At 68.7% G+C, this 25,577-nt stretch carries 23 protein-coding genes; 11 read left to right on the forward strand and 12 right to left on the reverse strand.

Annotated features, from left to right (window positions below; genetic code table 11):
- Positions 1-27: 27 nt before the first annotated feature.
- Positions 28-1,050 carry an alpha/beta fold hydrolase gene (locus HBE64_RS14275; protein WP_167103236.1) on the forward strand — a complete coding sequence of 341 codons (1,023 nt, stop codon included), beginning with the start codon at positions 28-30 and terminating at the stop codon, positions 1,048-1,050.
- Positions 1,051-1,089: 39 nt separating this feature from the next.
- A complete protein-coding gene (locus tag HBE64_RS14280) occupies positions 1,090-1,776 on the forward strand; it encodes a PhzF family phenazine biosynthesis protein (RefSeq protein ID WP_167103239.1) in 687 nt (228 codons plus the stop codon).
- A gap of 7 nt (positions 1,777-1,783) precedes the next feature.
- Here HBE64_RS14280 and nrdR read toward each other — a convergent pair whose 3' ends face one another.
- The gene (gene nrdR, locus HBE64_RS14285; RefSeq protein ID WP_167103242.1) at positions 1,784-2,248 is read right to left on the reverse strand and encodes a transcriptional regulator NrdR; all 465 of its coding nucleotides are present in this window, start codon (positions 2,246-2,248) and stop codon (positions 1,784-1,786) included.
- Positions 2,249-2,347: 99 nt separating this feature from the next.
- Positions 2,348-2,830, reverse strand: coding sequence for a LysM peptidoglycan-binding domain-containing protein (locus tag HBE64_RS14290; protein ID WP_167103245.1), 483 nt, complete (start codon positions 2,828-2,830; stop codon positions 2,348-2,350).
- Positions 2,831-3,045: 215 nt separating this feature from the next.
- On the opposite strand from HBE64_RS14290, the gene lexA reads away from it, so the two are divergent.
- A complete protein-coding gene (gene lexA / locus HBE64_RS14295) occupies positions 3,046-3,744 on the forward strand; it encodes a transcriptional repressor LexA (RefSeq protein WP_167103248.1) in 699 nt (232 codons plus the stop codon).
- Between the two features lie 14 nt (positions 3,745-3,758).
- Here the strand turns inward: lexA and HBE64_RS14300 are convergent, their stop codons facing one another.
- Positions 3,759-5,831: a hypothetical protein gene (locus HBE64_RS14300; protein WP_167103251.1), complete on the reverse strand. Its 2,073-nt coding sequence runs from the start codon at positions 5,829-5,831 to the stop codon at positions 3,759-3,761.
- Between the two features lie 151 nt (positions 5,832-5,982).
- A complete protein-coding gene (locus HBE64_RS14305) occupies positions 5,983-7,143 on the reverse strand; it encodes an acyl-CoA dehydrogenase family protein (protein ID WP_167103255.1) in 1,161 nt (386 codons plus the stop codon).
- A gap of 172 nt (positions 7,144-7,315) precedes the next feature.
- Here HBE64_RS14305 and HBE64_RS14310 point away from each other — a divergent pair, with 172 nt between their 5' ends.
- Together HBE64_RS14310 and HBE64_RS14315 are read left to right on the forward strand one after the other, a co-directional pair.
- Complete coding sequence (locus HBE64_RS14310; protein ID WP_208300474.1) at positions 7,316-8,518, forward strand: 5'-methylthioadenosine/S-adenosylhomocysteine nucleosidase; 1,203 nt, start codon at positions 7,316-7,318, stop codon at positions 8,516-8,518.
- A gap of 27 nt (positions 8,519-8,545) precedes the next feature.
- Positions 8,546-10,828 carry a molybdopterin guanine dinucleotide-containing S/N-oxide reductase gene (locus tag HBE64_RS14315; RefSeq protein ID WP_167103258.1) on the forward strand — a complete coding sequence of 761 codons (2,283 nt, stop codon included), beginning with the start codon at positions 8,546-8,548 and terminating at the stop codon, positions 10,826-10,828.
- 1 nt (position 10,829) lies between these two features.
- On the opposite strand, the gene hflX is transcribed toward HBE64_RS14315, so the two are convergent.
- From hflX to HBE64_RS14340, 5 genes are all read right to left on the reverse strand, one after another.
- Positions 10,830-12,233: a GTPase HflX gene (gene hflX / locus HBE64_RS14320; RefSeq protein ID WP_167103261.1), complete on the reverse strand. Its 1,404-nt coding sequence runs from the start codon at positions 12,231-12,233 to the stop codon at positions 10,830-10,832.
- A gap of 63 nt (positions 12,234-12,296) precedes the next feature.
- The gene (gene dapF / locus HBE64_RS14325; RefSeq protein WP_167109200.1) at positions 12,297-13,166 is read right to left on the reverse strand and encodes a diaminopimelate epimerase; all 870 of its coding nucleotides are present in this window, start codon (positions 13,164-13,166) and stop codon (positions 12,297-12,299) included.
- A 7-nt stretch (positions 13,167-13,173) separates the two neighbouring features.
- Positions 13,174-14,103: a tRNA (adenosine(37)-N6)-dimethylallyltransferase MiaA gene (gene miaA, locus HBE64_RS14330; RefSeq protein WP_167103264.1), complete on the reverse strand. Its 930-nt coding sequence runs from the start codon at positions 14,101-14,103 to the stop codon at positions 13,174-13,176.
- Positions 14,100-14,792 (reverse strand): hypothetical protein, encoded by a 693-nt coding sequence (locus tag HBE64_RS14335; protein WP_167103267.1) that lies wholly within the window; start codon positions 14,790-14,792, stop codon positions 14,100-14,102. The genes miaA and HBE64_RS14335 overlap by 4 nt, the downstream gene beginning before the upstream one ends.
- 23 nt (positions 14,793-14,815) lie before the next feature.
- Positions 14,816-15,766, reverse strand: coding sequence for a DMT family transporter (locus HBE64_RS14340; protein WP_167103271.1), 951 nt, complete (start codon positions 15,764-15,766; stop codon positions 14,816-14,818).
- Positions 15,767-15,986: 220 nt separating this feature from the next.
- Here HBE64_RS14340 and HBE64_RS14345 point away from each other — a divergent pair, with 220 nt between their 5' ends.
- Complete coding sequence (locus HBE64_RS14345) at positions 15,987-17,312, forward strand: DUF349 domain-containing protein (protein WP_167103274.1); 1,326 nt, start codon at positions 15,987-15,989, stop codon at positions 17,310-17,312.
- On the opposite strand, the gene HBE64_RS14350 is transcribed toward HBE64_RS14345, so the two are convergent.
- Entirely contained in the window at positions 17,309-17,914 is a 606-nt protein-coding gene (locus HBE64_RS14350) for a hypothetical protein (protein WP_167103277.1), read from the reverse strand. The two genes, HBE64_RS14345 and HBE64_RS14350, sit on opposite strands and share 4 nt — an antisense overlap.
- Complete coding sequence (gene miaB / locus HBE64_RS14355) at positions 17,902-19,437, reverse strand: tRNA (N6-isopentenyl adenosine(37)-C2)-methylthiotransferase MiaB (RefSeq protein ID WP_167103280.1); 1,536 nt, start codon at positions 19,435-19,437, stop codon at positions 17,902-17,904. Before miaB ends, HBE64_RS14350 begins: the two co-directional genes overlap by 13 nt.
- Before the next feature lie 111 nt (positions 19,438-19,548).
- Between miaB and HBE64_RS14360 the strand changes: the two genes are divergently transcribed.
- Genes HBE64_RS14360 through malQ form a run of 5 tightly spaced genes read left to right on the forward strand, consistent with a single transcriptional unit; the run spans position 19,549 to position 24,725 of the window.
- A complete protein-coding gene (locus HBE64_RS14360; RefSeq protein WP_167109201.1) occupies positions 19,549-20,277 on the forward strand; it encodes an amino acid ABC transporter ATP-binding protein in 729 nt (242 codons plus the stop codon).
- Positions 20,278-20,296: 19 nt separating this feature from the next.
- A complete protein-coding gene (locus HBE64_RS14365; RefSeq protein ID WP_167103283.1) occupies positions 20,297-21,109 on the forward strand; it encodes a glutamate ABC transporter substrate-binding protein in 813 nt (270 codons plus the stop codon).
- A gap of 13 nt (positions 21,110-21,122) precedes the next feature.
- Positions 21,123-21,803, forward strand: a complete 681-nt coding sequence (locus HBE64_RS14370; RefSeq protein ID WP_167103287.1) for an amino acid ABC transporter permease — start codon at positions 21,123-21,125, stop codon at positions 21,801-21,803.
- The gene (locus HBE64_RS14375) at positions 21,800-22,663 is read left to right on the forward strand and encodes an amino acid ABC transporter permease (RefSeq protein WP_167103290.1); all 864 of its coding nucleotides are present in this window, start codon (positions 21,800-21,802) and stop codon (positions 22,661-22,663) included. Before HBE64_RS14370 ends, HBE64_RS14375 begins: the two co-directional genes overlap by 4 nt.
- Positions 22,664-22,712: 49 nt before the next feature.
- On the forward strand, positions 22,713-24,725 hold the full coding sequence (gene malQ, locus HBE64_RS14380; protein ID WP_167103293.1) for a 4-alpha-glucanotransferase: 2,013 nt from the start codon (positions 22,713-22,715) through the stop codon (positions 24,723-24,725).
- A gap of 11 nt (positions 24,726-24,736) precedes the next feature.
- On the opposite strand, the gene HBE64_RS14385 is transcribed toward malQ, so the two are convergent.
- Positions 24,737-25,561: an LLM class F420-dependent oxidoreductase gene (locus tag HBE64_RS14385; protein ID WP_167103296.1), complete on the reverse strand. Its 825-nt coding sequence runs from the start codon at positions 25,559-25,561 to the stop codon at positions 24,737-24,739.
- Positions 25,562-25,577 lie beyond the last annotated feature (16 nt).

The raw sequence follows: 25,577 nt of genomic DNA on the forward strand, positions 1-25,577 counted from the left end.
GTCCCCGCACCGACGACGAGGTTGGAGATGCCGCAGCGAAAGCCCAATCTGCAGCCGGTGCGGGAAGTGACTCCGACGCTGCACTTCAAGACCATCCACGGTTACCGCCGCGCATTCCGGGTCGCGGGATCGGGTCCGGTGCTGCTGTTGATTCACGGCATCGGTGACAACTCGACCACCTGGCATTCAGTGCACAGCAAGCTCGCGCAGCGCTTCACCGTGATCGCACCCGACCTGCTGGGCCACGGCCAGTCCGACAAGCCGCGCGCCGACTACTCGGTGGCGGCCTATGCCAACGGCATGCGGGACCTGCTCAGCGTGCTCGATATCGACAAGGTCACCGTGGTCGGGCACTCGCTCGGCGGCGGCGTCGCCATGCAGTTCGCCTACCAGTTCCCCCAACTGGTCGAGCGCCTCATCCTGATCGGCGCCGGCGGGGTCACCAAGGACGTCAACATCGCGCTGCGGTTGGCCTCCTTGCCCCTGGGCGGCGAGGCCCTGGCGCTGCTGCGGCTGCCGATGGTGCTGCCCGCGCTACAAGTCGCGGGCCGGGCGCTGGGTTCGGTCTTCGGTTCGACCGGCCTCGGCCGCGACATCCCCGATGCACTGCGCATCCTGACCGACCTTCCCGAGCCGACGGCGTCCTCGGCGTTCACCCGCACACTGCGTTCGGTGGTGGACTGGCGCGGTCAGGTGGTGACCATGCTCGACCGATGTTATCTGACGGAATCCGTTCCTGTGCAATTGATTTGGGGCGATCAGGACGCCGTCATCCCGGTAGCCCACGCCAAGATGGCACATTCGGCCATGCCCGGTTCGCAGCTGGAGATCTTCGCGCGATCCGGGCATTTTCCGTTCCACGACGATCCGGACCGGTTCGTCGAGGTGGTGCAACGGTTTATCGACTCCACGGCGCCGGCCGAGTACGACCAGGGCGTCCTGCGTGACTTGTTGCGCACCGGGATCAGCGAGCGGTTGGTCACCGGCTCCCTGGACACCCGGGTTGCGGTGCTCGACGCGATGGGCACCGACGAGCGCAGCGCCACCTAGTCAGTGCACGCAGGCGAGCACGCGTCGTAGAGTCGGCTCATGACCGTCGACGTCACCGTCTTGCGGGTGTTCACCGATGCCACGGGCAACTTCGGCAATCCCCTCGGGGTCGTCAATGCCTCAACCGTCGCCGCCGGTGAGAGACAACGCATCGCGACCGAATTGGGTTATAGCGAAACGATTTTCATCGAACTGCCCGATCCGGGCTCGACGACGGCGCTCGCGCACATCTTCACCCCGGCCACCGAACTGCCGTTCGCCGGGCACCCGACGGTAGGAGCGGGTTGGTGGCTGCGGGAGCGGGGCACACCGGTCCATACCCTGCAGGTGCCCGCCGGCATCGTGCAGCTGGGTGACGACGGCGAGCTGACGACGATTCGGGCCAGGGCGGAATGGTCACCGGAGTTCGCCATCCACGACCTGCCGTCCGCCGAGGACGTGCTGGCCGCCGATCCGGGTGACTACGCCGACGACGCCGAGCACTACCTGTGGGCCTGGGTCGACCGCGAGCAGGGGCACATCCGGTCGCGAATGTTCGCCAACGATCTGGGGGTGCCGGAGGACGAGGCGACCGGGTCGGCCGCGGTGCGCATCACCGACTACCTCAGCCGCGACCTCACCATCACCCAGGGCAAGGGTTCTTGCCTGCAGACTCAATGGAGTCCCGAGGGATGGGTGATCGTCGGTGGCCGCGTGGTCGATGACGGGGTGCGGCAACTGGGCTGAGCCGGGCTCAGCCCGATGTTCCGACGCTGCGGTGGGCCCGGAGCGCCTCGATCTCGCGCTCGAAATCCTCTGCCGAACTGAACGAGCGGTACACCGAGGCGAAGCGCAGGTAAGCGACCTCGTCGAGTTCGCGCAGCGGGCCGAGGATCGCCAGGCCCACTTCGTGACTGGGGACCTCGGGTGACCCGCCGGCCCGCACCGTGTCCTCGACCTGCTGAGCGAGCAAGTTCAACGCGTCGTCGTCGACCTGGCGGCCCTGGCAGGCGCGGCGCACCCCGCTGATGACCTTCTCCCGGCTGAACGGTTCGGTGACGCCGCTGCGTTTGACCACGGCCAGGACAGCGGTCTCCACCGTTGTGAATCGCCGACCACATTCGGGGCACGATCTGCGCCGCCGGATCGCCTGGCCCTCGTCGGTCTCACGCGAGTCGACGACGCGGGAATCGGGATGACGGCAAAACGGACAGTGCATGACCGCTCCTTCGCCGCCGCAGCCGGGTGATGTGAACCACCCAGAGCCTACCCGGGCCGTCCAGCGGAGTGCGTCGTCGCGGGCCACGGCGGTGGCGAATCAGCCGATGGGTGCGATAAGGGTCTGGCCTGCGTCCAGCGCGGCCGAATCGAGCTTGTTGAGTTCGCGGATGCGCTGCACGACCTGGCTCACCGGCGCATCGGGCGCCACCCGGGAGGCAACCTGCTGCAACGTCTCGCCTGCCTCGACCCGCACCACCGCCAGCTGGTCAGGGACCGCCGCCGGTGCCACCTCGGTGGAGCTGAAGTGGAACAGCGAGCCCAGCCACAGCGTGATCAGCGCCGCCAGCCCCGCGAGCACGATGGTGGCCGTCGTGCTGACCGGCTTGCGCGTGTGCGCCGCGCGCGATACGGCAACGCCGGTGCCGCGGTAGTGCAGGTGCCCGGCCGCCGGCCGTGCGGGGCCCGGCCGATCAGTGCGCGTCCCGCCCGGACGCACCCGCACGGGCGAACCGGACCGGACGGGGTACCGCCGCGGCTCCGACGGCCACGCCACCACCTGTAAATCGTCGATGACTGTCATGTCCGCTCCTTCCTCCGATGCGCCCGACTGTTCGCTCTTGTGTTCGAAATATACTCGATCATGTGTTCGATGTCCGAACATGTGAGCGAGCGTGTCGGAAGAATAAAACGGACCACCGACAAGTTTTCGCCCCGCGCGATCGAACATCGCGACACGATGCGACACGCTCGAACAAATGTTTGATTGTGTCGGTCCGGGCGACTACATTCGGCGCTATGAGTGACCGCAGTGAGACATCGGGGACCGACACCAGCAGCCGTAGCGGGGCTCCCGACTCCGGATTGACCGAGCGGCAGCGGACCATTCTGGAGGTCATCCGCGCTTCCGTGACCACCCGCGGCTATCCCCCGAGTATCAGGGAGATCGGTGACGCCGTCGGGCTCACCTCGACGTCGTCGGTGGCCCACCAGCTGCGCACCCTGGAGCGCAAGGGCTACCTGCGCCGCGACGCCAACCGGCCACGCGCCGTCGACGTCCGCAGCGCGGATGACATGCCGACGCCACCGGTGACCGAGGTCGTCGGCTCAGACGCGCTGCCCGAGCCGACGTTCGTTCCGGTCCTGGGCCGGATCGCCGCGGGCGGTCCGATCCTGGCCGAGGAGGCCGTCGAGGACGTCTTCCCGCTGCCGCGCGTACTCGTCGGCGAAGGGTCGTTGTTCCTGCTGAAGGTCGTCGGCGAATCGATGGTCGACGCAGCCATCTGCGACGGCGACTGGGTTGTGGTGCGCCAGCAGAACGTCGCTGACAACGGCGACATCGTGGCCGCCATGATCGACGGCGAAGCGACGGTCAAGACGTTCAAGCGGACGGGTGGTCAGGTGTGGCTGATGCCCCACAACCCGGCCTTCGACCCGATCCCCGGTAACGACGCCGCCATCCTGGGCAAGGTCGTCACCGTCATCCGCAAGATCTGACGACGAGCGGGCCGCTATTCGGCCTTGTGGAAACCGTTGGCCTGGGCCAGTTCCTCGCTGGCGAACCACACCTCGGGAATGGTGTGCTCGTAGAGCTCGGACTCCGGTGTGTAGTACAGGCCGGAGTGGGTGTTGGCCTTGATCACATAGCCTTCAGGCGCCTGATAGGGATCGGCTAGCGGTAGGTGGATCGCCGGACGGGCGGGGTCCTGGTCCTCATGCGCATCCGACTGCTGCTCTTCGGCAGGTTCGACGGTCACATCCTCGTCGGGCACGATCGGAACCTCGTCGGGCTCCTCGGCGGCGCGACGACGACGCGGAGTGCCGATACCGCCCATGTCCAGGCGCCACATCGACTGTGACTCTTCGAGATTGACCGCGGCGTGCCGGCCGGAGTCGCTGGCCTCGTCGGCCTCCTCCTCGACCTCGGCGTACTCCACGTAATCCGGGTGTACGTCGTCTGCCGCGGTGTCGGCCTCGGGCTCGACGGGAATGCGGGTCGGCGTGGTGTCGATGGAGTCCTGGTCACCGTCGAACACGTCGTCGGGGCCGGGCATCGACTTGGCCCCCAGGCCCGGGGAGGACCAATTAAACCCGGAGGAACTCGGAACCTCGGCACGGCCGCCGTCGGGATAGGAGGAGTACCGCGACGCTTCGGAATCGCCGGGCCAGCGATCGTCATCGTCGTAGTCGGCGTCCTCGAAGTCGTCGTCGTCCTCGGCGGTGGCGGCGCGGCGCCGCTGCAGCCACAGCACACCCAGGGCGAGCACGCCGATCAGCAGCAGCCCCGGGATGATCACCAGCAGCCACCACCAGTGCCAGGTGAACGACTTGCCGGACTTGCCGTCGGCCCCCGGCGCACCGGGCGTCTGCGGCCCGCTCGCGGCAGGCACCTGGAGGCCCGACAACTGTCCGGCCAATTCCGGCGGCTTGGTGGTGAAGGTATTGGAGGCCTTGTTGAAGGAGATCTCGCCACCGCTGAACTTCTGCGTGACGGTGTCACCGTCTGTGGTCTGCTCGCCGGTCGGCACGCCGAGCGAGCCCGTCGCACCGCCGAGCTTCGCCCAGGCTGCGTTGATCGCACCGCGGACCACGATCGCGCCGTTGTCCGGCGTCCAGAAGATCACCGGCTTGTCCGCTGCGCTGAACGTGCTGACCCGGCTGTTGGGCGCGCCGCCATCGGCCTCGGTGCCGGTCGGCAGACCAAGGTCACCGGTCGGGCCACCGGCCGATTCGTACTTCGACAGGATCGCGCCGGTCACCGCGTGGGCACCGGTCGCCGGCGAGTAGAAGATCTTGCCGCCGGCGTAATCCTGCGCGGCACCGTCGCTGCCGACGGTGTACTGAGCACCTTGCCGTCCGCCCAGCACGCCGGAGATACCGCCGGCTGCCCGCCAGGCCTGGTTGATCAACGTCGTCGGATCCGACGGGACTTCGACACCGGCCAGGTTCGCGGCCAGGTCGGGCGGGTCGGTGGTGAACACCTTGGTGGCGTTGTTGTAGGACACCGTGCCGCCGGTGAACTTCTGGCTCACGACGTCGGCGTCGTAGGTTTCGTCGCCGGTCGGCGCGCCCAGCGTGCCCCCGGAACCGCCCAGCTTGTCCCATGCGGCGTTGATGGCGCCGCGCACAACCCGTGCCCCGGTCTCGGCCGTCCAGAAGATCGCGGGCTTGTCGCTGGCGCTGAACGTGCTGACCCGGCTGTTCGGACCGAGCAGGCCGGCCACCTCGTCGATGGTCGGGAATCCGAGATCGCCGTCGGCGGGGCCGCCGAGCTCCTGGTACTTGTCCAGGATCGCGCCGAACAGGAGGTGCGCCCCGGTGGCCGGGGTGAAGAAGATCTTGCCGCCGCTGAAATTCTGCGCGAACCCGTCGCCGACCGGGTAGACGTCGCCGTCCTTGCCGCCGACCGGCGACCCGTCGCCGCCTGCGGCCTGCCACGCCTGGTCGATGGCCGCGTTGGCGGCATCGCTTTCCGGTGATGCCACCGCCGCAGGAGCAACCAGCAGCGCCGCCACAGCCGTCGCGACCACGCCAAGCGCTAGTCGCCCGACGCCTCTGGTGAGACGACTTCCAAGCCAGGTCATGTAACTCCCCTGCGTTCCGGTCAAGATTCCTCTAGTTATAGTCCGCGTCAACTCTGCGTCAGCAGATCACGACACGCGGCGATATCTGAGATACGGCACGCACAAACACCGGAAAACAGCATTAAGTTGTGACAAAACCGCTGTATGCGGGCTAGACGCCCAGGCTGCGCCCGATGATCTCCTTCATGATCTCGGTCGTCCCGCCGTAAATGGTCTGCACGCGGGCGTCCAGGTAAGCGCGGGCCACGTTGTACTCCCGCATGTAGCCGTAGCCGCCGTGCAACTGAAGGCACCGGTCGATGATCTTGACCTGGGCTTCCGTGGTCCACCACTTGGCCATCGCGGCCTGCTCGGCGGTCAGCTTCTCGTCGAGGTGCAGCCGGATGAACTCGTCGACCATGATCCGCACCGCGGTGGCCTCGGTGGCCAGCTCAGCCAGCAGGAATCGGCTGTTCTGGAACGAACCGATCGGCTTGCCGAATGCCTTGCGCTCCTTGGTGTACTGGATCGTCTCGGCCAGCACGGCCTCGATGGCGGCTGCGGCCATGATGGCGATCGAGATCCGCTCCTGCGGCAGGTTCTCCATGAGGTAGATGAAGCCCTGCCCCTCTTCGCCGAGCAGGTTCTCCACCGGCACCTTCACGTCGGTGAAGGACAGCTCAGCGGTGTCCTGGGCGTCGAGCCCGACCTTGTCGAGGTGACGGCCGCGCTCGAAGCCCTCCATGCCGCGTTCGACGACCAGCAGCGAGAAGCCCAGCGCACCCTTATCGGGGTCGGTCTGGGCCACCACGATGACCAGGTCGGAGTTGATGCCGTTGGTGATGAAGGTCTTGGATCCGTTGAGGATGTAGTGGTCACCTTCTTTGACCGCGCGGGTCTTGATGCCCTGCAGGTCGCTTCCGGTGCCCGGCTCGGTCATGGCGATCGCGGTGATCAGCTCGCCGGTGCAGAACTTCGGCAGCCAGCGCTGCTTCTGTTCCTCGGTGGTCAGGCGCAGCAGATACGGCGCGACGACGTCGTTGTGCAGCGAGAAGCCCAGTCCGCTGTAGCGGCCGGCGACCGTCTCCTCCACCACGATGGTGTTGTAGCGGAAGTCGGGGTTGCCGCCGCCGCCATACTCCTCGGGCACCGCCATCCCCAGGAAGCCCTGCTTGCCGGCCTCGAGCCACACCCCGCGGTCGACGATCTTGTCCTTCTCCCACTGGTCGTGGTAGGGCGCGACGTGCCGCTCGAGGAACCCGCGGTAGGACTCGCGGAACAGCTCGTGCTCCGGCTCGAATAGCGTCCGGTCGTACTTGACGGCAGTGCTCATGGGTGTACCTCCGCGGAATCGGTGTAATCGCTGGGCGTGCTTGCCACGAGAATAGACCAACCGAGTAGTTGGTAGAGAATCAGCAGGACCGAGCCGCACATGGCCGTTCACCCGGAGTTCGGACACCGGCGGTGTGACGCCGATATCGTGTCGCCAAGTCGGGATGGTGGCCATGGGGACAACGGTTCGATCGAGCAGTCGAGGCTGGCTCTGGGTCGTCGCGGTGGCCGCCGGTGTGGGTGCGGGCCTGCTGGCGTGGCCGGCCACCGCTGCCGCCGAGACCGGCCCGTCGTCCACGACAGCCCACCACGCCTCCAGCGGCCAGGCGGACCGTCAGCCAACCCCAAGCAGGCCTACGCAGTTCACCCGTCCGGCCACCGCCGGTGCCGCGCACTCGGCGCGGCGCACACCGAGGCAGGCGGTCAGCGACCCCACCACCGTCGACAACGCCGGCCCGGCAGGCCAGCCCGAGAAGCGGACGTTGATCCTGTCGGCGTTTCCCGCCGAGACCGACGCGATCCTGGCCCGTACCACCTTGGACCCCACCCCTTCGGTGGTCGTCGACGGAGCGCACTTCTACTTCGGCGAGATGGGCGGCAAGAAGGTCATCGTGGCGATGACCGGAATCGGAATGGTCAACGCAACCCGAACCACCACAACTGCTTTCGAGCACTTCACCGCCGAAACAGGCACGACGATCGGTGCGGTGGTGTTCTCCGGTGTCGCCGGCGGTTTCGCAGGCGCCCAGATCGGTTCGGTGACCGTGCCCGCCCGGTGGACCGCCGATGACGGCGCGACCTGGCACCCGGTGGATCCCGGGCTACTGGCTACCGCGGGTGCGGTGTCGGTCGACCTGCTGAGTTCGGACAGCATCGGCGATCCGGCCTGCCCCTGCAGCGGGCTGACCTCGGGCCTGCGGATCGACCTTGGCCGCAAGCCGGCTGTGGTGGTCGGGGGTGACGGCGCCAGTGACGACAACAACGGCGGCACCGCCTTCCCCGCAATTCCGTTGGGGGGTGCGGTGTTCGGGCCGCAGCCCTGTGGCGCGCCGGACTACTCGCCGCTGTCGACGGGCAACTTCGTCCGCGCGATCGGGCCATTTCTGGCGCGCGGGCTCATCAGCAACATCACCGGACTGCTGACCAACACCAACCCGCCGGTCGACGCCGTGGACCAGGAGACGGCCGCGGCACAGCAGGTCGCCGACGCCTACGGGGTGCCGTTCCTCGGCATTCGTGGGATCTCCGACGGCGCCGGGGATCCGCTGAACCTGCCCGGAATTCCGTTCCTGCAGTTCTTCGTCTACCGCCAGATCGCCGCCGACAACGCCGCGATCGTCACCGAGGCACTGCTGGGGCACTGGGCGGGCGCGTAGGGCGGGGGCCCGTTTAGACTCTCAGCCATGGGCCGAGCCCCCACGAGCCTCACGCACTGGGGTGCGTTCAGCGCCAGCGTCGCCGACGGCGAGATCACCTCCGTGTCGGCCATTTCCAGCGATACCGACCCCTCTCCCCTGCTGGGCAACATCCCCGGATCGGTGCGCCACCCGTCGCGCATCGCCACGCCGGCGGTGCGGCGCGGATGGCTGCGCGACGGGCCGGGCCCCAGTGCGGTTCGTGGCGCCGACGAATTCGTCGCCGTCGGCTGGGACGAACTGACCGATCTGCTGGCCGCTGAGTTGCGCCGTGTCGTGGACACCTACGGCAACGAGGCGATCTACGGCGGGTCCTACGGATGGGCCAGCGCGGGCCGGTTTCACCACGCGCAGAGTCAGGTACACCGATTCCTCAAGATGCTGGGCGGGTACACGTTCTCCCGGCACTCCTACAGTTTGGGCGCCACCGGGGTGATCATGCCGCGGGTGGTGGGCACCCACGACGACCTGTTCAAGCGTTCGACGCAGTGGACGGTCATCGCCGAGCACACCGATCTGCTGGTGTGCTTCGGCGGGGTCAACTTGAAGAACACCGGGATCAATCACGGCGGCACCACCGATCATCCGGCGCGCGCCGCGCTGAACCGGTTCCGGGACAAGGGCGGTGAGATCGTGTCGATCAGCCCGCTGCGTTCCGATGTCGACGGCGACTGCCAGTGGTTGCCGGCCACGCCAGGAACCGATGTCGCGATCATGCTGGCACTGGCCCATGTGCTGGCCACCGAAGGTCTGGCCGACCGGGACTTCCTCGACACCTACTGCACCGGCTACGACCGTTTCGAGCGTTACGTGCTGGGCACCGACGACGGGGTGCCCAAGTCGCCGCAGTGGGCCGCGCCGATCTGCGGTCTGGACGCCGACATCCTGACGGCATTGGCCCGCCGGATGGCCGGGCAGCGCACGATCGTCACCGTCAGCTGGTCACTGCAGCGTCTGCGCCACGGCGAGCAGGCCCCGTGGATGGGGGTGACGCTGGCGGCGATGCTCGGCCAGATCGGGCTTGCCGGAGGCGGTTTCGGGCACGGCTACGGATCGATGAACGAACCCGGCCTGCCGCCGCTGCGCTTCCGGCTCCCCTCGCTGCCGCAGGGCCCCAACCCGGTGCAGACGTTCATCCCCGTCGCGGCGATCAGTGACATGCTGCTGCACCCCGGTGAAACGTATACCTACAACGGGCTGACCCTGACCTACCCCGACATCAAATGCGTGTACTGGGCCGGCGGCAATCCCTTTCACCACCACCAGAATCTGCCGCGGCTGCGCCGCGCGCTGGGCCGAGTGGACACCGTGGTGGTGCACGACCCGTACTGGACGCCGATGGCCCGCCACGCCGACATCGTGGTTCCCTCCACGACCGCCTTTGAGCGTGAGGACTTCTCCGGATCCCGCAACGACCCGCTGCTGGTGGCGATGCGGGCGCTCACCGCGCCGTACGCCGACGCCCGCGACGACTACACCACCTTCGCCGACCTGGCGCACCGCCTGGGGTTCGGTGAGCAGTTCACCGAGGGCCGCACCGCGCGCCAGTGGCTTGCCCATCTGTACGAGATATGGTCGGCTGAAATCGATTTCGCGGTACCCGATTTCGATCAGTTCTGGGCCGACGGGTTCGTGCGGCTACCGGTCGAGGACGGTCTGACGCTGCTCGCCGACTTCCGCGCCGACCCGCAGACCCACCGGCTGGCGACCCCGAGCGGGCGCATCGAGATCTTCTCGCAGACCATCGACGGCTTCGGCTACCCGGACTGCGCCGGGCACCCCCGTTGGTACGAGCCCACCGAGTGGCTCGGCGGGCCGCGCGCGCACCGCTATCCGCTGCACCTGATCGCCAACCAGCCCGCGAGCAGGCTGCACAGCCAGCTCGACGCAGGCGCCACCAGCGCGGCCACGAAAGTGCAAGGCCGCGAGCCGATCCGGATGCACCCCGCCGATGCCGCCGAGCGCGACATCGCCGACGGTGACGTGGTGCGGGTGTTCAACGACCGCGGCGCCTGCCTGGCGGGCGTGGTCGTCGACGAGGGGCTTCGGCCGCGCGTGGTTCAACTGTCCACCGGCGCCTGGTATGACCCACTGGACCCGGCCGATCCTGATTCGATGTGCGTGCACGGCAATCCGAACGTGCTGACCGACGACATCGGAACGTCGGCGCTGGCCCGTGGGTGCACCGGCGCGGCGGTGCTGGTCGAGGTGGAGAAGTTCGCCGGGGTGCTGCCTCCGGTTCGGGCGCACCAACCCCCGGTGATCCGATGACCTAGGTCGCGTACTGCCGAAGCCCAGCGGCCAGCGCTGCCGGCACCCGTGCCTTCAGGCGCGTACCGGCCTCGGTGTGCTCGGTGGCATCGACGTGGCCGTCGTTGTGCAGGCGTGCGACCAGATCGCCGCGTTCGTAGGGAATGGTGACGTCCACGGTGATCTCGCGCGGCTCGACCAATTCACCGAGGCGGGTACGCAGCCGCTCGACCCCCTCACCGGTGTGCGCGGAGACGAACACCGCACCCGGTAGCGCACGGCGCAGCTGAGCCAGGGTCAGATCCGCGGCGGCATCGATCTTGTTGACTACCAACAGTTCCGGGGCGGGCGCGGCATGGTGGTCGTTCTGGACTTCGCGGACGACCTGGCGGACCGCTTCGATCTGTGCCATCGGGTTGCTGTCTGATCCGTCGACGACATGCACCAGCAGGTCGGCGTCGACGACCTCCTCCAGCGTGGAGCGGAACGCCTCGACGAGCTGGGTCGGCAGGTGGCGCACGAAGCCGACGGTGTCGGTCACCGTGAACTGTCGGCCATCGTCGAATTCACCACGGCGCGTGGTGGGTTCGAGGGTGGCGAACAACGCGTTCTGCACCAGGACACCGGCGCCGGTCAGGGCGTTGAGCAGGCTGGACTTGCCGGCGTTGGTGTAGCCGACGATGGCGATCGACGGCACGTCGCTGTGCAGCCGACGGCTGCGCTGAGTGTCGCGGATCTGCTTCATGTCCTTGATCTCGCGGCGCAGCTTCGACATTCGCTCGCGAATGCGGCGCCGGTCGGTCTCGATCTTGGTCTCACCGGGCCCGCGGGTGCCCACCCCGCCGCTGCTGCCGCCGGCGCCACCACCCTGCCGCGACATCGACTCACCCCAGCCGCGCAGGCGCGGCAGCATGTACTCCATCTGGGCGAAGGCAACCTGCGCCTTGCCCTCCCGGCTGGTGGCGTGCTGGGCGAAGATGTCCAGGATCAGCGCGGTCCGGTCGATGACTTTGACCTTGACGACTTTTTCCAGCGCGTTCAGCTGGGCGGGGCTCAGCTCACCGTCGCAGATGACGGTGTCGGCTCCGGTGGCGATGACGATCTGGCGCAGCTCCTGGGCCTTGCCCGAGCCGATGTAGGTCGACGGGTCCGGCTTGGAGCGGCGCTGGATGATCCCTTCGAGCACCTCCGAGCCGGCCGTCTCGGCCAGTGCCGCCAATTCGGCCAGGCTCGCGTCGGCGTCGGCGGCGCTGCCGTCGGTCCATACCCCGACCAGCACGACCCGCTCGAGTCGCAGCTGGCGGTATTCGACCTCGGAGACGTCGGCGAGTTCGGTGGACAGCCCGGCGACGCGCCGCAGGGCGGCGCGGTCCTCGAGTGCGAGTTCGCCGAGACTCGGCTCGGCGGAAGGATCAGATGTGGTCATAACTGGTACCGATCGTGTCACGCACACCCAACGTGGCGCACCTCAATAACGTGCCCTGCGTACTCAGAGCTGGGCCGCCCACCACACGTCGGCCAGCTCGCCGCGGGCCACCAGCACCGACGGGCCGCGCAGGAAGCTGCTGGTGTCGGTGACCTCCACGCTGACCTCACCACCGGGAATCCGGACCCGCAGCACACCGGTCGGCGTACCCAGGTAGTCCAGTGCGGCCACGGCAGCGGCGACCGTGCCGGTGCCGCAGGAACGTGTCTCGCCGACGCCACGCTCGTGGACTCGCATCGACACGGCGCCACCGGCCGGTGCAGTGAGCACCTCGATGTTGACGCCCTCGGGGAACTGGGAGTGGTCGAACTGCACGGGTGCCGCGACATCCAGAGCGGCCAGCGCGGCATCGCTGAGCTCCGGGTCCAGGCAGGCCAGATGGGGGTTGCCGACGTCGATTCCGACCCCGGTGAACGTGCGCCCGCCGACGGTGGCGGTCCCGACTCCGAGCCGGTTGACCTTGCCCATCTCGACGGTGACCTCGGCGTCGACGGCATCGGCGCGGTGCACGACCACCGGACGCGGACCGGCCAGCGACCCGACGACGAACTCGTCGCGCTCCTCCAGGCCGCTGGCCCGCAGGTAGTGGGCGAACACCCGCACCCCGTTGCCGCACATCTGGGCGAACGAGCCGTCGGCGTTGCGGTAGTCCATGTACCAATCGCCGGCCTCGACACCCTCGGGCAGCCGATCCAGCACGCCCGCAGCGATCACGGCCCCGGCGGTGGTGACCCGCAGCACGCCGTCGGCGCCCAGGCCGCGGCGCCGGTCGCACAGCGCGGCGACCGCGCCGGGAGCCAGCTCCAAGCGGGCGTCGAGGTCGGCAAGCAGCACGAAGTCGTTCTGCGTTCCGTGCCCTTTGGCGAATGTCACCACGCGTTCAGGATACGTCGCGCCAGTGCGCGATCACCTGGTCGGCGAGCCCGGGCGCCGACCCGTCGAGCCAGATGATCCGGTGGTCGCGGCGAAACCACGACCGCTGACGGCGCACGTAGCGGCGGGTTCCGATGAACGTCAGCTCTCGGGCTTGCGCGAGGTGTTCAGCGCCGCCCCCGGCGTCCAGCGCGGCGATCACCTGCGCGTAGCCCAGCGCCCGGCCCGCGGTGACACCGTCGCGAAGCCCGTTGCCCAACAGGGAGCTGACCTCCTCGACCAGTCCGGTGTCGAACATCGCGTCGGTGCGCTGCGCCAGGCGTTCGTCGAGAACCGCAGTGTCCCAATCCAATCCGACGATCAGCGTGTTCCAGCGCGGCGCCCCGATCCGGGGTGCGGAGGCGGCGAACGGCTGGCCGGTCAGCTCGACGACCTCCAATGCCCGCACGATGCGGCGCCCGTCGGTGGCCAGGATCGCCGCCGCGGCCGCCGGGTCGCGCGCGGCGAGCTCGGTGTGCAGTGCGGCCACCCCGACCTCGGCCAGCCGGTGCTCCCAGCGCGCCCGCACCTGGGGGTCGGTGGCCGGGAAGGCCCAGTCGTCGAGCAACGACTGGATGTACATCATCGAGCCGCCGACGATCACCGGCACCGCGCCGCGGTTCATGACGGCTTCGACATCGGCGACGGCCGCGTGCTGGTAGCGCGCGACGGTCGCTGTCTCCGTGACGTCGAGGACATCGAGCTGGTGATGCGGTATGCCCTGGCGTTCGGCGACACTGAGCTTGGCGGTGCCGATGTCCATGCCGCGGTACTGCTGCATCGCGTCGGCGTTGATGATCTCGACGCCGATCTGCCCGCCGAGCGCTTCGGCGACCCGCAGCGCCAGCTGCGACTTTCCGGTGCCCGTCGGACCGATGACGGCAATCGGTCGGCTCACTCCGTGATGGTCCAGACACCGACGAAGTAGCCCACGCCGTAGGGCGCGCCGCGCACCAGTTCGCGCGCCGAGCGCGGCCCGGGACCGGCCAGCCCGGCCAGAACCTGGTAGGCGACCCGCCCGACGATCGCGTCGGGCAGCTCGGCCAGCGCAGCGGTATTACCGGCGGCCAGGGCGTCGTCGAGGGCGGCCTGCACCGGCTCGGCGTCCGGGTCGTAGCCGCCGGGAGCCGGCGGTGTGAGCGTGTTCGCGCCGTCGGCTACCACCAGCACCCCGACCGAACCCTCGAGAGCGTCGAGTTCGGCGCGCAGCGACCGCCCCGCTGCGACCGCGGCCCCGGCGTCCAGGCCAGCGGCGAAGACGCGCACCTCAGCGCGCGCGGTGGGGTTGGCCTGCCCGCGCAACCAGCCGGTGAACAGCGCGCACAGCGGCAGGGCGCTGACCGTGTCCGGCGCATCGGGTGCCAGCGCGACCGGAATGTCGACGCCGTATCCGGCGAAGGTGCCGGATGTGGCCGGTTCGATGACTTCCCCGATCGGAGCGACGCCGATCGCGACCCACCGGTCCGGTAGCTCCGCGGCCGCGGCCAGGGCCGCGTCGCGGTATGACGCGACCTCCACGGCAGCCGAGCTGGCGAGCTGAGGCACCAGAACCGGCGCGGACGGGGTCACTGCGATGGCCGTCAACACGCCACACACGCTAGTCCCGCGGGTCAGCCGGGTGCCGCCGCAGGCCGCCCCGAGACCACCTCGCCGCGGGCCAGCGCCACCGTCGCCGCCACCATCACCACCACGGCGACGATCAGGACCAGCCAGCCCGCCCTGTCGGCCCGCAGTGTCTCGCCGAGCACGAAGACACCGAGGATCGAGCCGACCATGGGCTCGCTGACCGTCACCGCCGGCAGTGAGGCGGCCAGTGACCCGGCCCGGAAAGCCGACTGCTGCAAAGCAGTGGCCACGACGGCTACCACCGCCCACGGATAGAGCTCCGGGGTCTTCAGCAGCGCCCAGATCCCGTCGGCCAAGCGGTCGACGACACCCTTGGTGAGCACGGCGAACAGCCCCCACAGTGAGCCGGCGACGACACCGAGCAGCACCGCGGCAGCAGGTTTGCCTCTGCCCATTCCCGGGTCGCTGCGCTCCTGCCCTCCGGTGCCCATTCCCGGGTCGCTGCGCTCCTGCCCTCCGCCTAGCAGCCTTGCGCCGACCAGGCACAGCACCAGCACCGGTCCCAGCGTCGCGATCACCCATACCCACAGCTCCCAGCCCGCCCGGGACTGCCCTTCGGTCGGGTTGCCGACGGTGACGATGACAGCTACGGCACCGGCGAGCAGCACCGCCCAGATCCACTGCACGCGCGTCACCCGCCGGCCGGCGTAGCGAGCGCTGATCGGCAGCGCGAACAGCAGCGAGGTCACCATCAGGGCCTGGACCAGCAGCACCGAGCCGAACCCGAGGGCGGCGGCCTGGAACGCGAAGCCACCACCAGCGACCAGGCTGCCCAGCCACCACCGCCAGTCCCTGAGCAGATGCAGAAACAGGGCGGCGTGGCCGACGGGTTCGTCGGTCACGGTCTGGGCCGAGCGCTGCTGGATGACGTCGCCGATCGCGATGCACAGCGCCGCGCACAGGGTGAGAATGGTGGCGATTTCCGCCTTGCCCATGGTCTCCTCCCCGCTCGCCGGAGAAGCCAGACTGCCCGGCCGCGGTGCCGGCGTGCAAGCCGGACCGGCGAACCCGGGGGCATACGCGGGACCGACCTGGTTCAATACGTTCGAGGAAGGCCACCCTGAGGGTGGCCGACCTTCGTCCAGGCAGCATTGGCGCCGCGTCGCGCGGCAGGTGCGCGGGAGCTACCGCGCGGAGGGTAGGTGACGCGAGCTCATGACGATCGACGAACCCCACGGCGGCGAATCGCCCAAGCCGGTTCCCCGACCGGGTCCTGCCCGACCGGTTCCGCGCCCGCACCCACCGGCCACGCCCGTGGTCGCACCGCCGACCAGTGACCCGCACCGGTTCGGCCGCGTCGACGACGACGGAACGGTCTGGCTGATCACCTCCTCCGGTGAACGGACTATCGGCTCCTGGCAGGCCGGCGACACCGAGGCCGCCTATGCCCACTTCGGGCGGCGTTTCGAGGACCTGGCCACCGAGGTCACCCTGATGGAGACGCGGCTGGCCTCCGGTACCGGCGATGCCCGCAAGATCAAGGCGGCCGCGGCCGCCCTGGCCGAAACATTGCCTACCGCAAGCGTTCTCGGCGACATCGATGCACTGGCCGACAGGCTGGCCGCAATCCGCGACCACGCCGACGAGACCGCCGCGGCTGACCGGGCGCGCCGCGACGAGCACCGCGCCGCGCAAGCTGCCCGCAAGGAGGCCCTGGCCGCCGAGGCCGAGGAAATCGCCAACAATTCCACCCAGTGGAAAGCGGCAGGCGATCGGCTGCGCACGATCCTCGACGAGTGGCGCTCCATCACCGGTCTGGACCGCAAGACCGACGACGCCCTGTGGAAGCGGTATTCGGCGGCTCGCGAGACGTTCAACCGGCGCCGGGGGTCGCATTTCGCCGAACTCGACCGGGAGCGCGCCGGCGCCAAGCAGACCAAGGAGAAGCTGTGCGAGCAGGCCGAGGAGCTGTCGGGTTCCACCGACTGGGCGGCCACCGCGGCGACGTTCCGTGACCTGCTGACTCAGTGGAAAGCGGCGGGCCGGGCGGCCAAGGACGTCGACGACGTCCTCTGGCACCGGTTCAAGTCCGCGCAGGACACGTTCTTCGCGGCGCGCAACGCCATCAGCGCCGAGCGGGACGCGGAGTTCACCGCGAACGCCACCGCCAAGGAAGCGCTGCTGGCCGAGGCGGAGAAGCTCGACACCTCCAACCTGGAGGCGGCGCGTTCGGCGCTGCGCACGCTCACCGACAAGTGGGACGCCATCGGCAAGGTGCCGCGGGAACGACAGGCCGACCTGGAGCGACGGCTGCGCGCGGTGGAGAAGAAGATCCGCGACGCCGCCGACTCGGGGTGGACCGACCCGCAGGCCCAGGCCCGCGCCGAGCAGTTCCGGGCCCGCGTCGAGCAGTTCGAGAAGCAGGCCGAGAAGGCCGAGGCGGCCGGCCGCACCAAGGAGGCAGCCGAGGCCAGGGCCAGCGCCGAGCAGTGGCGGCAGTGGGCCGACGCGGCGGTCGAGGCGTTGGGCAAGAAGCGCTAGGCGCCGGTTTCGGCGGGCGGCGGCGGTTGCTCGCCGCGTTCGCGCCGGTCGACGTCGTCGAGCAATGACCGGGACTGGCGTTCGGCGGCTTCGCGGCGACGCTCGTCCTCGGCGGCGAGCTGGACCGCGGTGCGGGTCCACACCACCCGGGCCCAGTGGAAGGCCAGCAGGATCACGGTGATCCACCCCAGGATCAGGCCGATGCCCGGGCCGGGATGACCATGGGTGGCGGTCTGGCGGGACCAGACCGCCAGCATCCCGATGGCGCTGGCCAGACCGCACCCGACCAGGGCGAACCACGCCAGCACCCACCGCCGGGTGAGCAGTGCCAGCATGGAGAAGCCGACGCCGAAAACCAGTGCGAGCCAGGTGAATATCCGCGACGGCAGGGCGATGCCGACACTGATGGCCTTGTCGTTGCCGACCAGGACGTCGAGCCCGCGGGCACCGCCGGTGTGCGGCAGGATCAGCGACACCAGCAGCACGAACACCAGGATCGCCACGACCAGGGCGCGGGCCCCGGGCTGTATCTCGCCGGCGACTTTCCGTTCGGCCGCCTCGATCTCGTCGCGGTAGGACTCGAAGTCGTTCACTGCCCACATCCCGTCGGTTCGACCGGAGCCGGTCTGCCCACCGAGGGCAGGCCCAATCCGGTGGTGCGCGGACGCTGGCCCGCGGCGTGTGCGTCCCCGGCGCGGGTGCGCCGGTAGCTCAGCAGCGGGGCGTCGGCGATCAGGTGGTGCGGGGCCGCACCGGTGACGGTGGTGGTGAGGATGTCTCCCGGACGCACCTGCGTGTCACCCGGGGTGAAGTGCACCAGCCGGCCGTCACGGGCCCTGCCGCTCATGCGTGCGGTGCTGGCGTCCTTGCGGCCCTCGCCGGTGGCCACCAGAAGCTCCACCTCCGCGCCGATCTGGGCGGTGTTCTCCTCGAACGAGATCTGCTCCTGCAGCTCGATGAGCCGCTGATAGCGTTCTTGCACAACGGCTTTGGGCAACTGACCGTCGAGTTCGGCGGCCGGGGTACCGGGGCGCTTGGAGTACTGGAAGGTGAACGCCGCCGAGAATCGGGCGGCGCGCACCACCTCGAGGGTGGCGGCGAAGTCGTCCTCGGACTCCCCCGGGAAGCCGACGATGATGTCGGTGGTGATCGCGGCGTGCGGCATGGCCGCGCGGACGCGCTCGATGATGCCCAGGTACTTCTCGGCGCGATACGAGCGGCGCATCGCCCGCAGGACCCGGTCCGAGCCGGACTGCAGCGGCATGTGCAGTGCGGGGCAGACGTTGGGCGTCTGCGCCATCGCCTCGATGACGTCGTCGGTGAATTCGGCCGGGTGCGGCGAAGTGAACCGAACCCGTTCGAGCCCGTCGATGTCACCACAGCTGCGCAGCAGCGACGCGAACGCGCCGCGGTCGCGTGGGGTGTCCGGGTCGGCGAAGGACACCCCGTAGGCATTCACGTTCTGTCCGAGCAGGGTCACTTCGAGCACGCCCTGGTCGACCAGCGAGCGCACCTCGGCCAGGATGTCGGCGGGGCGACGGTCCACCTCCTTGCCGCGCAGCGCGGGCACGATACAGAAGGTGCAGGTGTTGTTGCAGCCGACTGAAATGGAAACCCAAGCCGCATAAGCGGATTCGCGCGCAGCGGGCAGCGTCGAGGGGAATTCCTGCAGCGACTCGGCGATCTCGACCTGGGCTTCGCGGTTGTGCCGGGCTCGCTCAAGCAGCGCAGGCAGCGACCCGATGTTGTGGGTGCCGAACACCACGTCGACCCACGGAGCTTTCTTGAGCAGGCCCTCCCGGTCCTTTTGCGCCAGGCAGCCGCCGACAGCGATCTGCATCTCCGGGTCGGCCTGCTTGCGCGGCGCCAGGTGGCTGATGTTGCCGTAGAGCTTGTTGTCCGCGTTCTCCCGCACCGCGCACGTGTTGAACACCACGACGTCGGCGTCTTCACCGTCTGCGGCGCGGCGATAGCCCGCGGCCTCCAGCAAGCCGGCCAGGCGCTCGGAGTCGTGGACGTTCATCTGGCAGCCGTAGGTGCGGACCTGGTAGGTGCGCCCAGCCGGCGAGCGCGACGGATCGCCCGCTTCCGAGCCCTGGGTCAGCACCGATGTCACGAACCTCATGGTACGGAGCAGGTGCGGGCGCGGAGAAATCGCTTGGATCGGCCAACGCTCGGCAAACTGAGGGTTACCTGGGTATGGTCTGAATGTATGGGACGCAACGGCGATCAGCCGATGATCTCGATCAAGGGCGTCAATAAGCATTTCGGCGACCTGCATGTGCTCAAAGACATCAACCTCGAGGTCGACCGCGGCCAGGTGATCGTCGTGCTGGGACCATCAGGATCCGGTAAATCCACGTTGTGCCGCACCATCAATCGCCTCGAGACCATCGACTCCGGCACCATCGCCATCGACGGTGAGGAGCTTCCCGCCGAGGGCCGCAAGCTGGCGGCGCTGCGCTCCGATGTCGGCATGGTGTTCCAGTCGTTCAACCTGTTCGCCCACAAGACCATCCTGGACAACGTCAGCCTCGGACCGGTGAAGGTCCGCAAAGTCGGCAAGGACAAGGCACGCCGCGACGCGATGGCTCTGCTCGAGCGTGTCGGGGTGGCCAACCAGGCCGAGAAGTACCCCGCCCAGCTGTCGGGCGGTCAGCAGCAGCGGGTGGCGATCGCCCGCTCGCTGGCGATGAACCCGAAGGTGATCCTGTTCGACGAACCGACCAGCGCCCTGGATCCCGAGATGGTCAACGAGGTCTTGGAGGTGATGACCGCACTGGCCGCCGAAGGCATGACGATGGTGGTGGTCACCCACGAGATGGGCTTTGCCAGGCGGGCCGCCAACAGAGTGGTGTTCATGGCCGACGGCGCCATCGTCGAGGACGCCGTCCCCGATGAGTTCTTCGACAGTCCGCGCTCGGAACGGGCGAAAGATTTTCTCGGCAAGATCCTCAACCACTAAGGCGAAAGGAACACCCGATATGCGTTCCACCCCATGGCGTCTCATCGGTGCGGCCGTACTGGCCGTCGCGCTGCCGTTCACCGCGACCGCATGCGGCGGTGGCGGCGGGGACGACAAGATCGTCATCGGGACGAAGTTCGACCAGCCGGGGCTTGGCCAGAAGAACCCCGACGGCACGATGAGCGGCTTCGACGTCGACGTGGCCAAATACGTCGCCAAGGAGCTCGGCTACCCCGAGGACAAGATCGAGTGGAAGGAATCACCGTCGGGGCAGCGCGAGACGCTGATCCAGAACGGCCAGGTCAAGTTCATCGTCGCGACATACTCGATCACCGACGCGCGCAAGGAGAAGGTCAGCTTCGCCGGGCCGTATCTGCTCACCGGGCAGAGCCTTCTGGTCAAGGCCGACAACAGTGACATCACCGGTCCCGAGTCCTTACAGGACGGCAAGAAACTATGCTCGGTCAGCGGGTCGACGCCGGCCCAGCGGATCAAGGACAAGTACCCGGGCGTGCAGTTGCAGCAGTACGACACCTACTCGGCCTGTGTGGAGGCGCTCAAGAACGGTGCGATCGACGCCGTCACCACAGACGAGGTGATTCTGGCCGGCTACGCCGCGCAGACGCCGGGGGCCTTCAAGATCGTCGGCAAGCCGTTCTCCGAGGAGCGCTACGGAGTGGGGCTGAAGAAGGGTGATACCGAGTTGTGCACCAAGATCACCGACGCGCTCAAAAAGATGGAGTCTGACGGCGCCTGGAAGGCGGCGTTCGACAAGAACCTCGGCCCGGCGGGTATCGCCACACCGGCGCCGCCCGCGCCCGACGCCTGCTGAGACCAGAACCAGCGTGGAGGTCTTCAGCGAGTATCGCGCCCAGATCTTCGAGGCGTTCTGGACCACTATCCAGCTCACGGTGTTCTCGGCGGTCGGCGCGCTGATCCTCGGCACGGTGCTGGCCGCGATGCGGCTGGCGCCGGTGCCGATGCTCAACTGGCTGGGCACGTCCTACGTCAACGTGGTCCGCAACACGCCGCTGACGCTGATCATCCTGTTCTGCTCCTTCGGTCTGGCGCAGACCCTCGGCATCACACTGGTCGACCCGAAGTCGCCAACCTCGATCGTGGACAGCAACTTTCGGCTGGCGGTGCTGGGGCTGACGGTCTACACCGCGTCGTTCGTCTGTGAGACGGTGCGCTCCGGGGTCAACACGGTGCCACTGGGCCAGGCTGAGGCCGCCCGCTCGCTGGGCTTCACGTTCGGGCAGAACCTGCGAATCATCCTGCTGCCGCAGGCATTTCGCTCGGTGCTGATTCCGCTGGGTTCGGTGCTGATCGCGTTGACGAAGAACACCACCATTGCGTCGGCGATCGGGGTGGCCGAGGCGGCGCTGCTGATGAAGGAGATGATCGAGAACACCGCGGCGCTGCTGACGGTGGGCTCGATCTTCGCGTTGGGCTTCGTCATCCTGACATTGCCGACAGGGCTGTTGTTCGGCTGGCTCGGCAAGCGGCTGGCGGTGTCGCGGTGAGCACGGCCTCCATTCTTTTCGACGCGCCTGGGCCGCGCGCCCGGGTCCGTAACCGGATCATCTCGGCCGTCACGATCCTGATCGTCGCGCTCGTGGCGTGGGCGGTGATCGCCAGGCTGGCGGGCAAGGGGCAGCTGACTGCGGCCAAGTGGGAGCCGTTCCTGACGGCCAACCTCTGGAAAACCTATGTGCTGCCGGGCATTCAGGGCACCCTCACCGCGGCGGCGCTGTCGATCGCGCTGGCGGTCATCCTGGGTTTCGCGCTCGGTGTGGGCAGGATGTCGCGTATCGGCGCGCTGCGCTGGCCGTGTGCGGTCATCGTGGAGTTCTTCCGCGCCGTCCCGGTGCTGATCATGATGATCTTCGCGTACTTCTTGTTCGCCCTCTACGACACGTTCCCGTCCAAGCATCTGGCGCTGGCCGGTGTGGTGACCGGCCTGACCCTCTACAACGGGGCGGTCATCGCCGAGATCGTCCGGTCCGGGGTGTCGTCGCTGCCCCGCGGTCAGGGCGAGGCGGCCGCGTCGCTGGGTCTGACATGGGGTCAGACCATGCGCTCGATCCTGTTGCCGCAGGCGGTCACCTCGATGCTGCCGGTGCTGGTCTCCCAGCTGGTGGTGGTGCTCAAGGACACCGCGATCGGCTACCAGATCACCTTCGTGGAGATGGTCCGCCAGGGCACGGTGGTCGGATCGTCCTACGGCAACTACGTGCCCGCGCTGATCGTCATAGCCCTGCTGATGATCAGCGCGAACTTCGCCCTGGCGGCGGCCGCGGTCCGGCTCGAGCGGCGGCTGCGGCGCTCCAAGCGCGGTCCCGCGCCGATGCACGCACAAGCCGAACTGGAGCCCGGGGACTGAAGGCGGCGCCCGGGCGTGTGAAGGATGGCGCCCCGGGTATAGGACCAGGATGCTTTCGCGCCCGAAACCGGTGCCCGGGGACCTGCGTCGGCTCGCCGCCGCCCACGGGGTCGCCACGTCCTACCGCAACGAACGACGCGAGACGGTGCAGGTCGACGCCGACGTGGTGATCCGGGTTTTGGGGTTGCTCGACGTCGATGCCGGTACCGAAGCCGCCCGGCGCGTTGAGTTGGACATGCTGGCGCAGCACGCCGACGCGGGGGCGCTGGCACCGACGATCGCGGTGCGCGCGGACGGGCGGGCGCGGTCGTTGCCCGGGGCCGCGTTGGTGGTCGCCGAGGACGGCGAGCAGACCGAGGTGCGCGACGAGTTTCCCGCCGGGATGGCGACGGGGTGGTATCGCCTGCATACCCGCGACGGGCAGCAGTCCACCGTGGTCGTGGCTCCCCCGCAGGTGCCGGTGGCCCCGGCGACCTGGGGGTGGATGCTCCAGCTCTATGCGCTGCGATCGTCGCGGTCATGGGGTATCGGCGACTGGGGCGACCTTCGTGAATTCATCGACTGGACCGCCACCGAGCACGGCGCCGGTGCTGTGTTGTTGAATCCCCTCAATGCGCCCGGCCCGACGCATCCGGTGCAGCCGTCCCCCTACACGCCGTCGAGCCGCCGATTCGCCAATCCGCTGGCGTTGCGCATCGAGGACCTCGACTCCTACCGGCGCGCCGCCCCGGACAACCGCGCGGAGGTCGACGCGGTGCGGGTGTCGGCGACCACCGACCGGATCGACCACGATCTGGTGTGGTCGGCCAAACGTGCTGCGCTGGAAATTCTTTGGCGTGACGCCGGCCGTCCCAACCCGCTGGAGCGCTTGCCGGCCGGTGCGGGACTGACCGATTGGGCCACCTACTGTGCGCTCGCCGAACGCCACGGCGGGCGGTGGACCCGCTGGCCGGTGCCGCTGCGTGAGGCAGCGGGTTCGGCGGTGGCGGCGGTCCGGCGAGAGTTGGTCCCGCGGATCGCCTTTCACGCCTGGGTGCAGTCGCAGTGCGCCGAGCAGCTCGGTGCCGTGCGCGACGCGGCGCGCGCCGCCGGCATGGCGCTGGGGGTGCTGCACGACCTGCCGGTCGGGGTCGACGCCGACGGCGCCGACGCATGGGCACTGGCCGACGTGCTGGCGACCGGGGTGAGTGTGGGGGCACCGCCGGACAACTTCACCCCGCCCGGGCAGGACTGGGGGCTGCCGCCGTGGCGGCCGGACCGGTTGGCCGCCACTGGCTACCACGCGCTGCGGGAGATGTTGCGCGCCATCCTGTCCCACGCCGACGGCTTGCGGATCGACCATGTGGCCGGGCTGTGGCGGCTGTGGTGGATTCCACCGGGCGACAGCCCAGATCGAGGCACCTACGTCCACTACGACGCCGAGGTGATGCTCGCGGTGCTGGCTCTGGAGGCACACCGCGCCGGTGCTGTCATCATCGGTGAGGATCTGGGCACTGTCGAGCCGGAGGTGACCGAGGCGCTCGCGGCCAACGGAATGCTGGGGTCGGCGGTCTCCTGGTTCGTGCGCGACGAGTCCGCTCCGGATCAGCCGTTGTTGCCGTCGGCGAAGTGGCCCGCACGGGCCGCGGCGAGTCTGTCCACCCACGATCTACCGACGGCGTCAGGGTTTTTGAAGGGTGAACACGTGCGTGTGCGGGCGGAGTTGGGACTGCTGGACGACGTTGCGGCCGAGCAACGGTCGGCGGCCAGCGATCGCGCGGAGTGGATCGCGCTGTTGGGCGCCGAGGGGCTGCTGACGTCTGCGGAGTCCGACGACGCCGCCATCGTGGTTGCGATGCACCGCTTTCTGGCCTCGACGCCGAGCCGGGTGAAGTTCATCTCGCCCTACGACGTCATCGGTGAACCACGTCAGCCCAACCTGCCCGGCACCATCGACGAGTACCCGAACTGGCGACTGCCGCTGCCGCACACCTTCGAGCAGCTGCGCACCGATCCCAGGGTCGCCGTCATCGCGGCGGCATTCCGGGCTCACGCGCACGCCGCTGCGCCAGGCGAGCCATGAGCCCAAGTCGCTCAGCGCAACGCCGCACAGCGTTGCAGCAGCTCGGCCGATGGCGGCTGGTAGAACGACAGCACGGCATGCTGGCAGCCGAGATCCGCGTACTGCGACAGCAGGTCGAGCTGGCCGTCGACCTGCTCGGGTTCGCGGGGGTGCAGGAACAACTGCACGGATCTGGTGACGGCCGCCGGGTCGCGGCCGACCTCCGCGCACGCCTCGGTCAGCCGGCTGCTGGCCTCACCCCACTCCTGCGGGCCGGAATGACTGGGCATGTTCCACTCGTCGGCATGGCGGGCGATGACGCGCAACATCTTGGGTTGTGACCCTCCGACGACGATCGGCGGATGCGGCCGCTGAAGCGGTTTGGGTTCACAGATCGCGTCCTGCAGGGTGTAGAACCGGCCCTCGAAGGTGACCGACTCTTCTGTCCACAGCCGCCGGATGACGGTCAGCGCCTCGTCGAGCATCGCGACACGCGTTCCGGGGCCGGGAAAGTCGATGCCGTAGCCGCGATGCTCGGCTTCGTGCCAGCCCGCTCCGATGCCGAAGTCCAGCCTGCCGCCGCTGATGTGGTCGACGGTGACCGCCATCTTGGCCAGGATGGCCGGGTTGCGGTAGGTCACCCCGGTCACCATGCAGCCGATTCTGGCCTGGCGGGTCACCACGGCCATCGCAGCCAGCGTCGTCCACCCCTCATGCGTCGGTTTGGTGTCCTCGACCAGACCGTAGAAGTGGTCGTAGTTCCACACCGCTTCGAAGCCGAGATCATCGGCGGCACGCCAGAACTGTTCGAGTTCGGGATAGGTGAACGTGGGTGCGAGCTTGGCTGAAATTCGCATGCGTGCAGCCTAGACG

The sequence above is a fragment of the Mycobacterium sp. DL592 genome (genome assembly GCF_011694515.1).
Classification (GTDB): domain Bacteria; phylum Actinomycetota; class Actinomycetes; order Mycobacteriales; family Mycobacteriaceae; genus Mycobacterium.

What these genes read in the sequence shown, in the direction of transcription:
- HBE64_RS14275 (WP_167103236.1), top strand. Translation starts at nt 28, where the DNA reads ATGCCGCAGCGAAAGCCCAATCTGCAGCCGGTGCGGGAAGTGACTCCG.
- HBE64_RS14280 (WP_167103239.1), top strand. Translation starts at nt 1,090, where the DNA reads ATGACCGTCGACGTCACCGTCTTGCGGGTGTTCACCGATGCCACGGGC.
- nrdR (WP_167103242.1), bottom strand. Translation starts at nt 2,248, where the DNA reads ATGCACTGTCCGTTTTGCCGTCATCCCGATTCCCGCGTCGTCGACTCG.
- HBE64_RS14290 (WP_167103245.1), bottom strand. Translation starts at nt 2,830, where the DNA reads ATGACAGTCATCGACGATTTACAGGTGGTGGCGTGGCCGTCGGAGCCG.
- lexA (WP_167103248.1), top strand. Translation starts at nt 3,046, where the DNA reads ATGAGTGACCGCAGTGAGACATCGGGGACCGACACCAGCAGCCGTAGC.
- HBE64_RS14300 (WP_167103251.1), bottom strand. Translation starts at nt 5,831, where the DNA reads ATGACCTGGCTTGGAAGTCGTCTCACCAGAGGCGTCGGGCGACTAGCG.
- HBE64_RS14305 (WP_167103255.1), bottom strand. Translation starts at nt 7,143, where the DNA reads ATGAGCACTGCCGTCAAGTACGACCGGACGCTATTCGAGCCGGAGCAC.
- HBE64_RS14310 (WP_208300474.1), top strand. Translation starts at nt 7,316, where the DNA reads ATGGGGACAACGGTTCGATCGAGCAGTCGAGGCTGGCTCTGGGTCGTC.
- HBE64_RS14315 (WP_167103258.1), top strand. Translation starts at nt 8,546, where the DNA reads ATGGGCCGAGCCCCCACGAGCCTCACGCACTGGGGTGCGTTCAGCGCC.
- hflX (WP_167103261.1), bottom strand. Translation starts at nt 12,233, where the DNA reads ATGACCACATCTGATCCTTCCGCCGAGCCGAGTCTCGGCGAACTCGCA.
- HBE64_RS14340 (WP_167103271.1), bottom strand. Translation starts at nt 15,766, where the DNA reads ATGGGCAAGGCGGAAATCGCCACCATTCTCACCCTGTGCGCGGCGCTG.
- HBE64_RS14345 (WP_167103274.1), top strand. Translation starts at nt 15,987, where the DNA reads ATGACGATCGACGAACCCCACGGCGGCGAATCGCCCAAGCCGGTTCCC.
- HBE64_RS14350 (WP_167103277.1), bottom strand. Translation starts at nt 17,914, where the DNA reads ATGTGGGCAGTGAACGACTTCGAGTCCTACCGCGACGAGATCGAGGCG.
- miaB (WP_167103280.1), bottom strand. Translation starts at nt 19,437, where the DNA reads ATGAGGTTCGTGACATCGGTGCTGACCCAGGGCTCGGAAGCGGGCGAT.
- HBE64_RS14360 (WP_167109201.1), top strand. Translation starts at nt 19,549, where the DNA reads ATGATCTCGATCAAGGGCGTCAATAAGCATTTCGGCGACCTGCATGTG.
- HBE64_RS14365 (WP_167103283.1), top strand. Translation starts at nt 20,297, where the DNA reads ATGCGTTCCACCCCATGGCGTCTCATCGGTGCGGCCGTACTGGCCGTC.
- malQ (WP_167103293.1), top strand. Translation starts at nt 22,713, where the DNA reads ATGCTTTCGCGCCCGAAACCGGTGCCCGGGGACCTGCGTCGGCTCGCC.
- HBE64_RS14385 (WP_167103296.1), bottom strand. Translation starts at nt 25,561, where the DNA reads ATGCGAATTTCAGCCAAGCTCGCACCCACGTTCACCTATCCCGAACTC.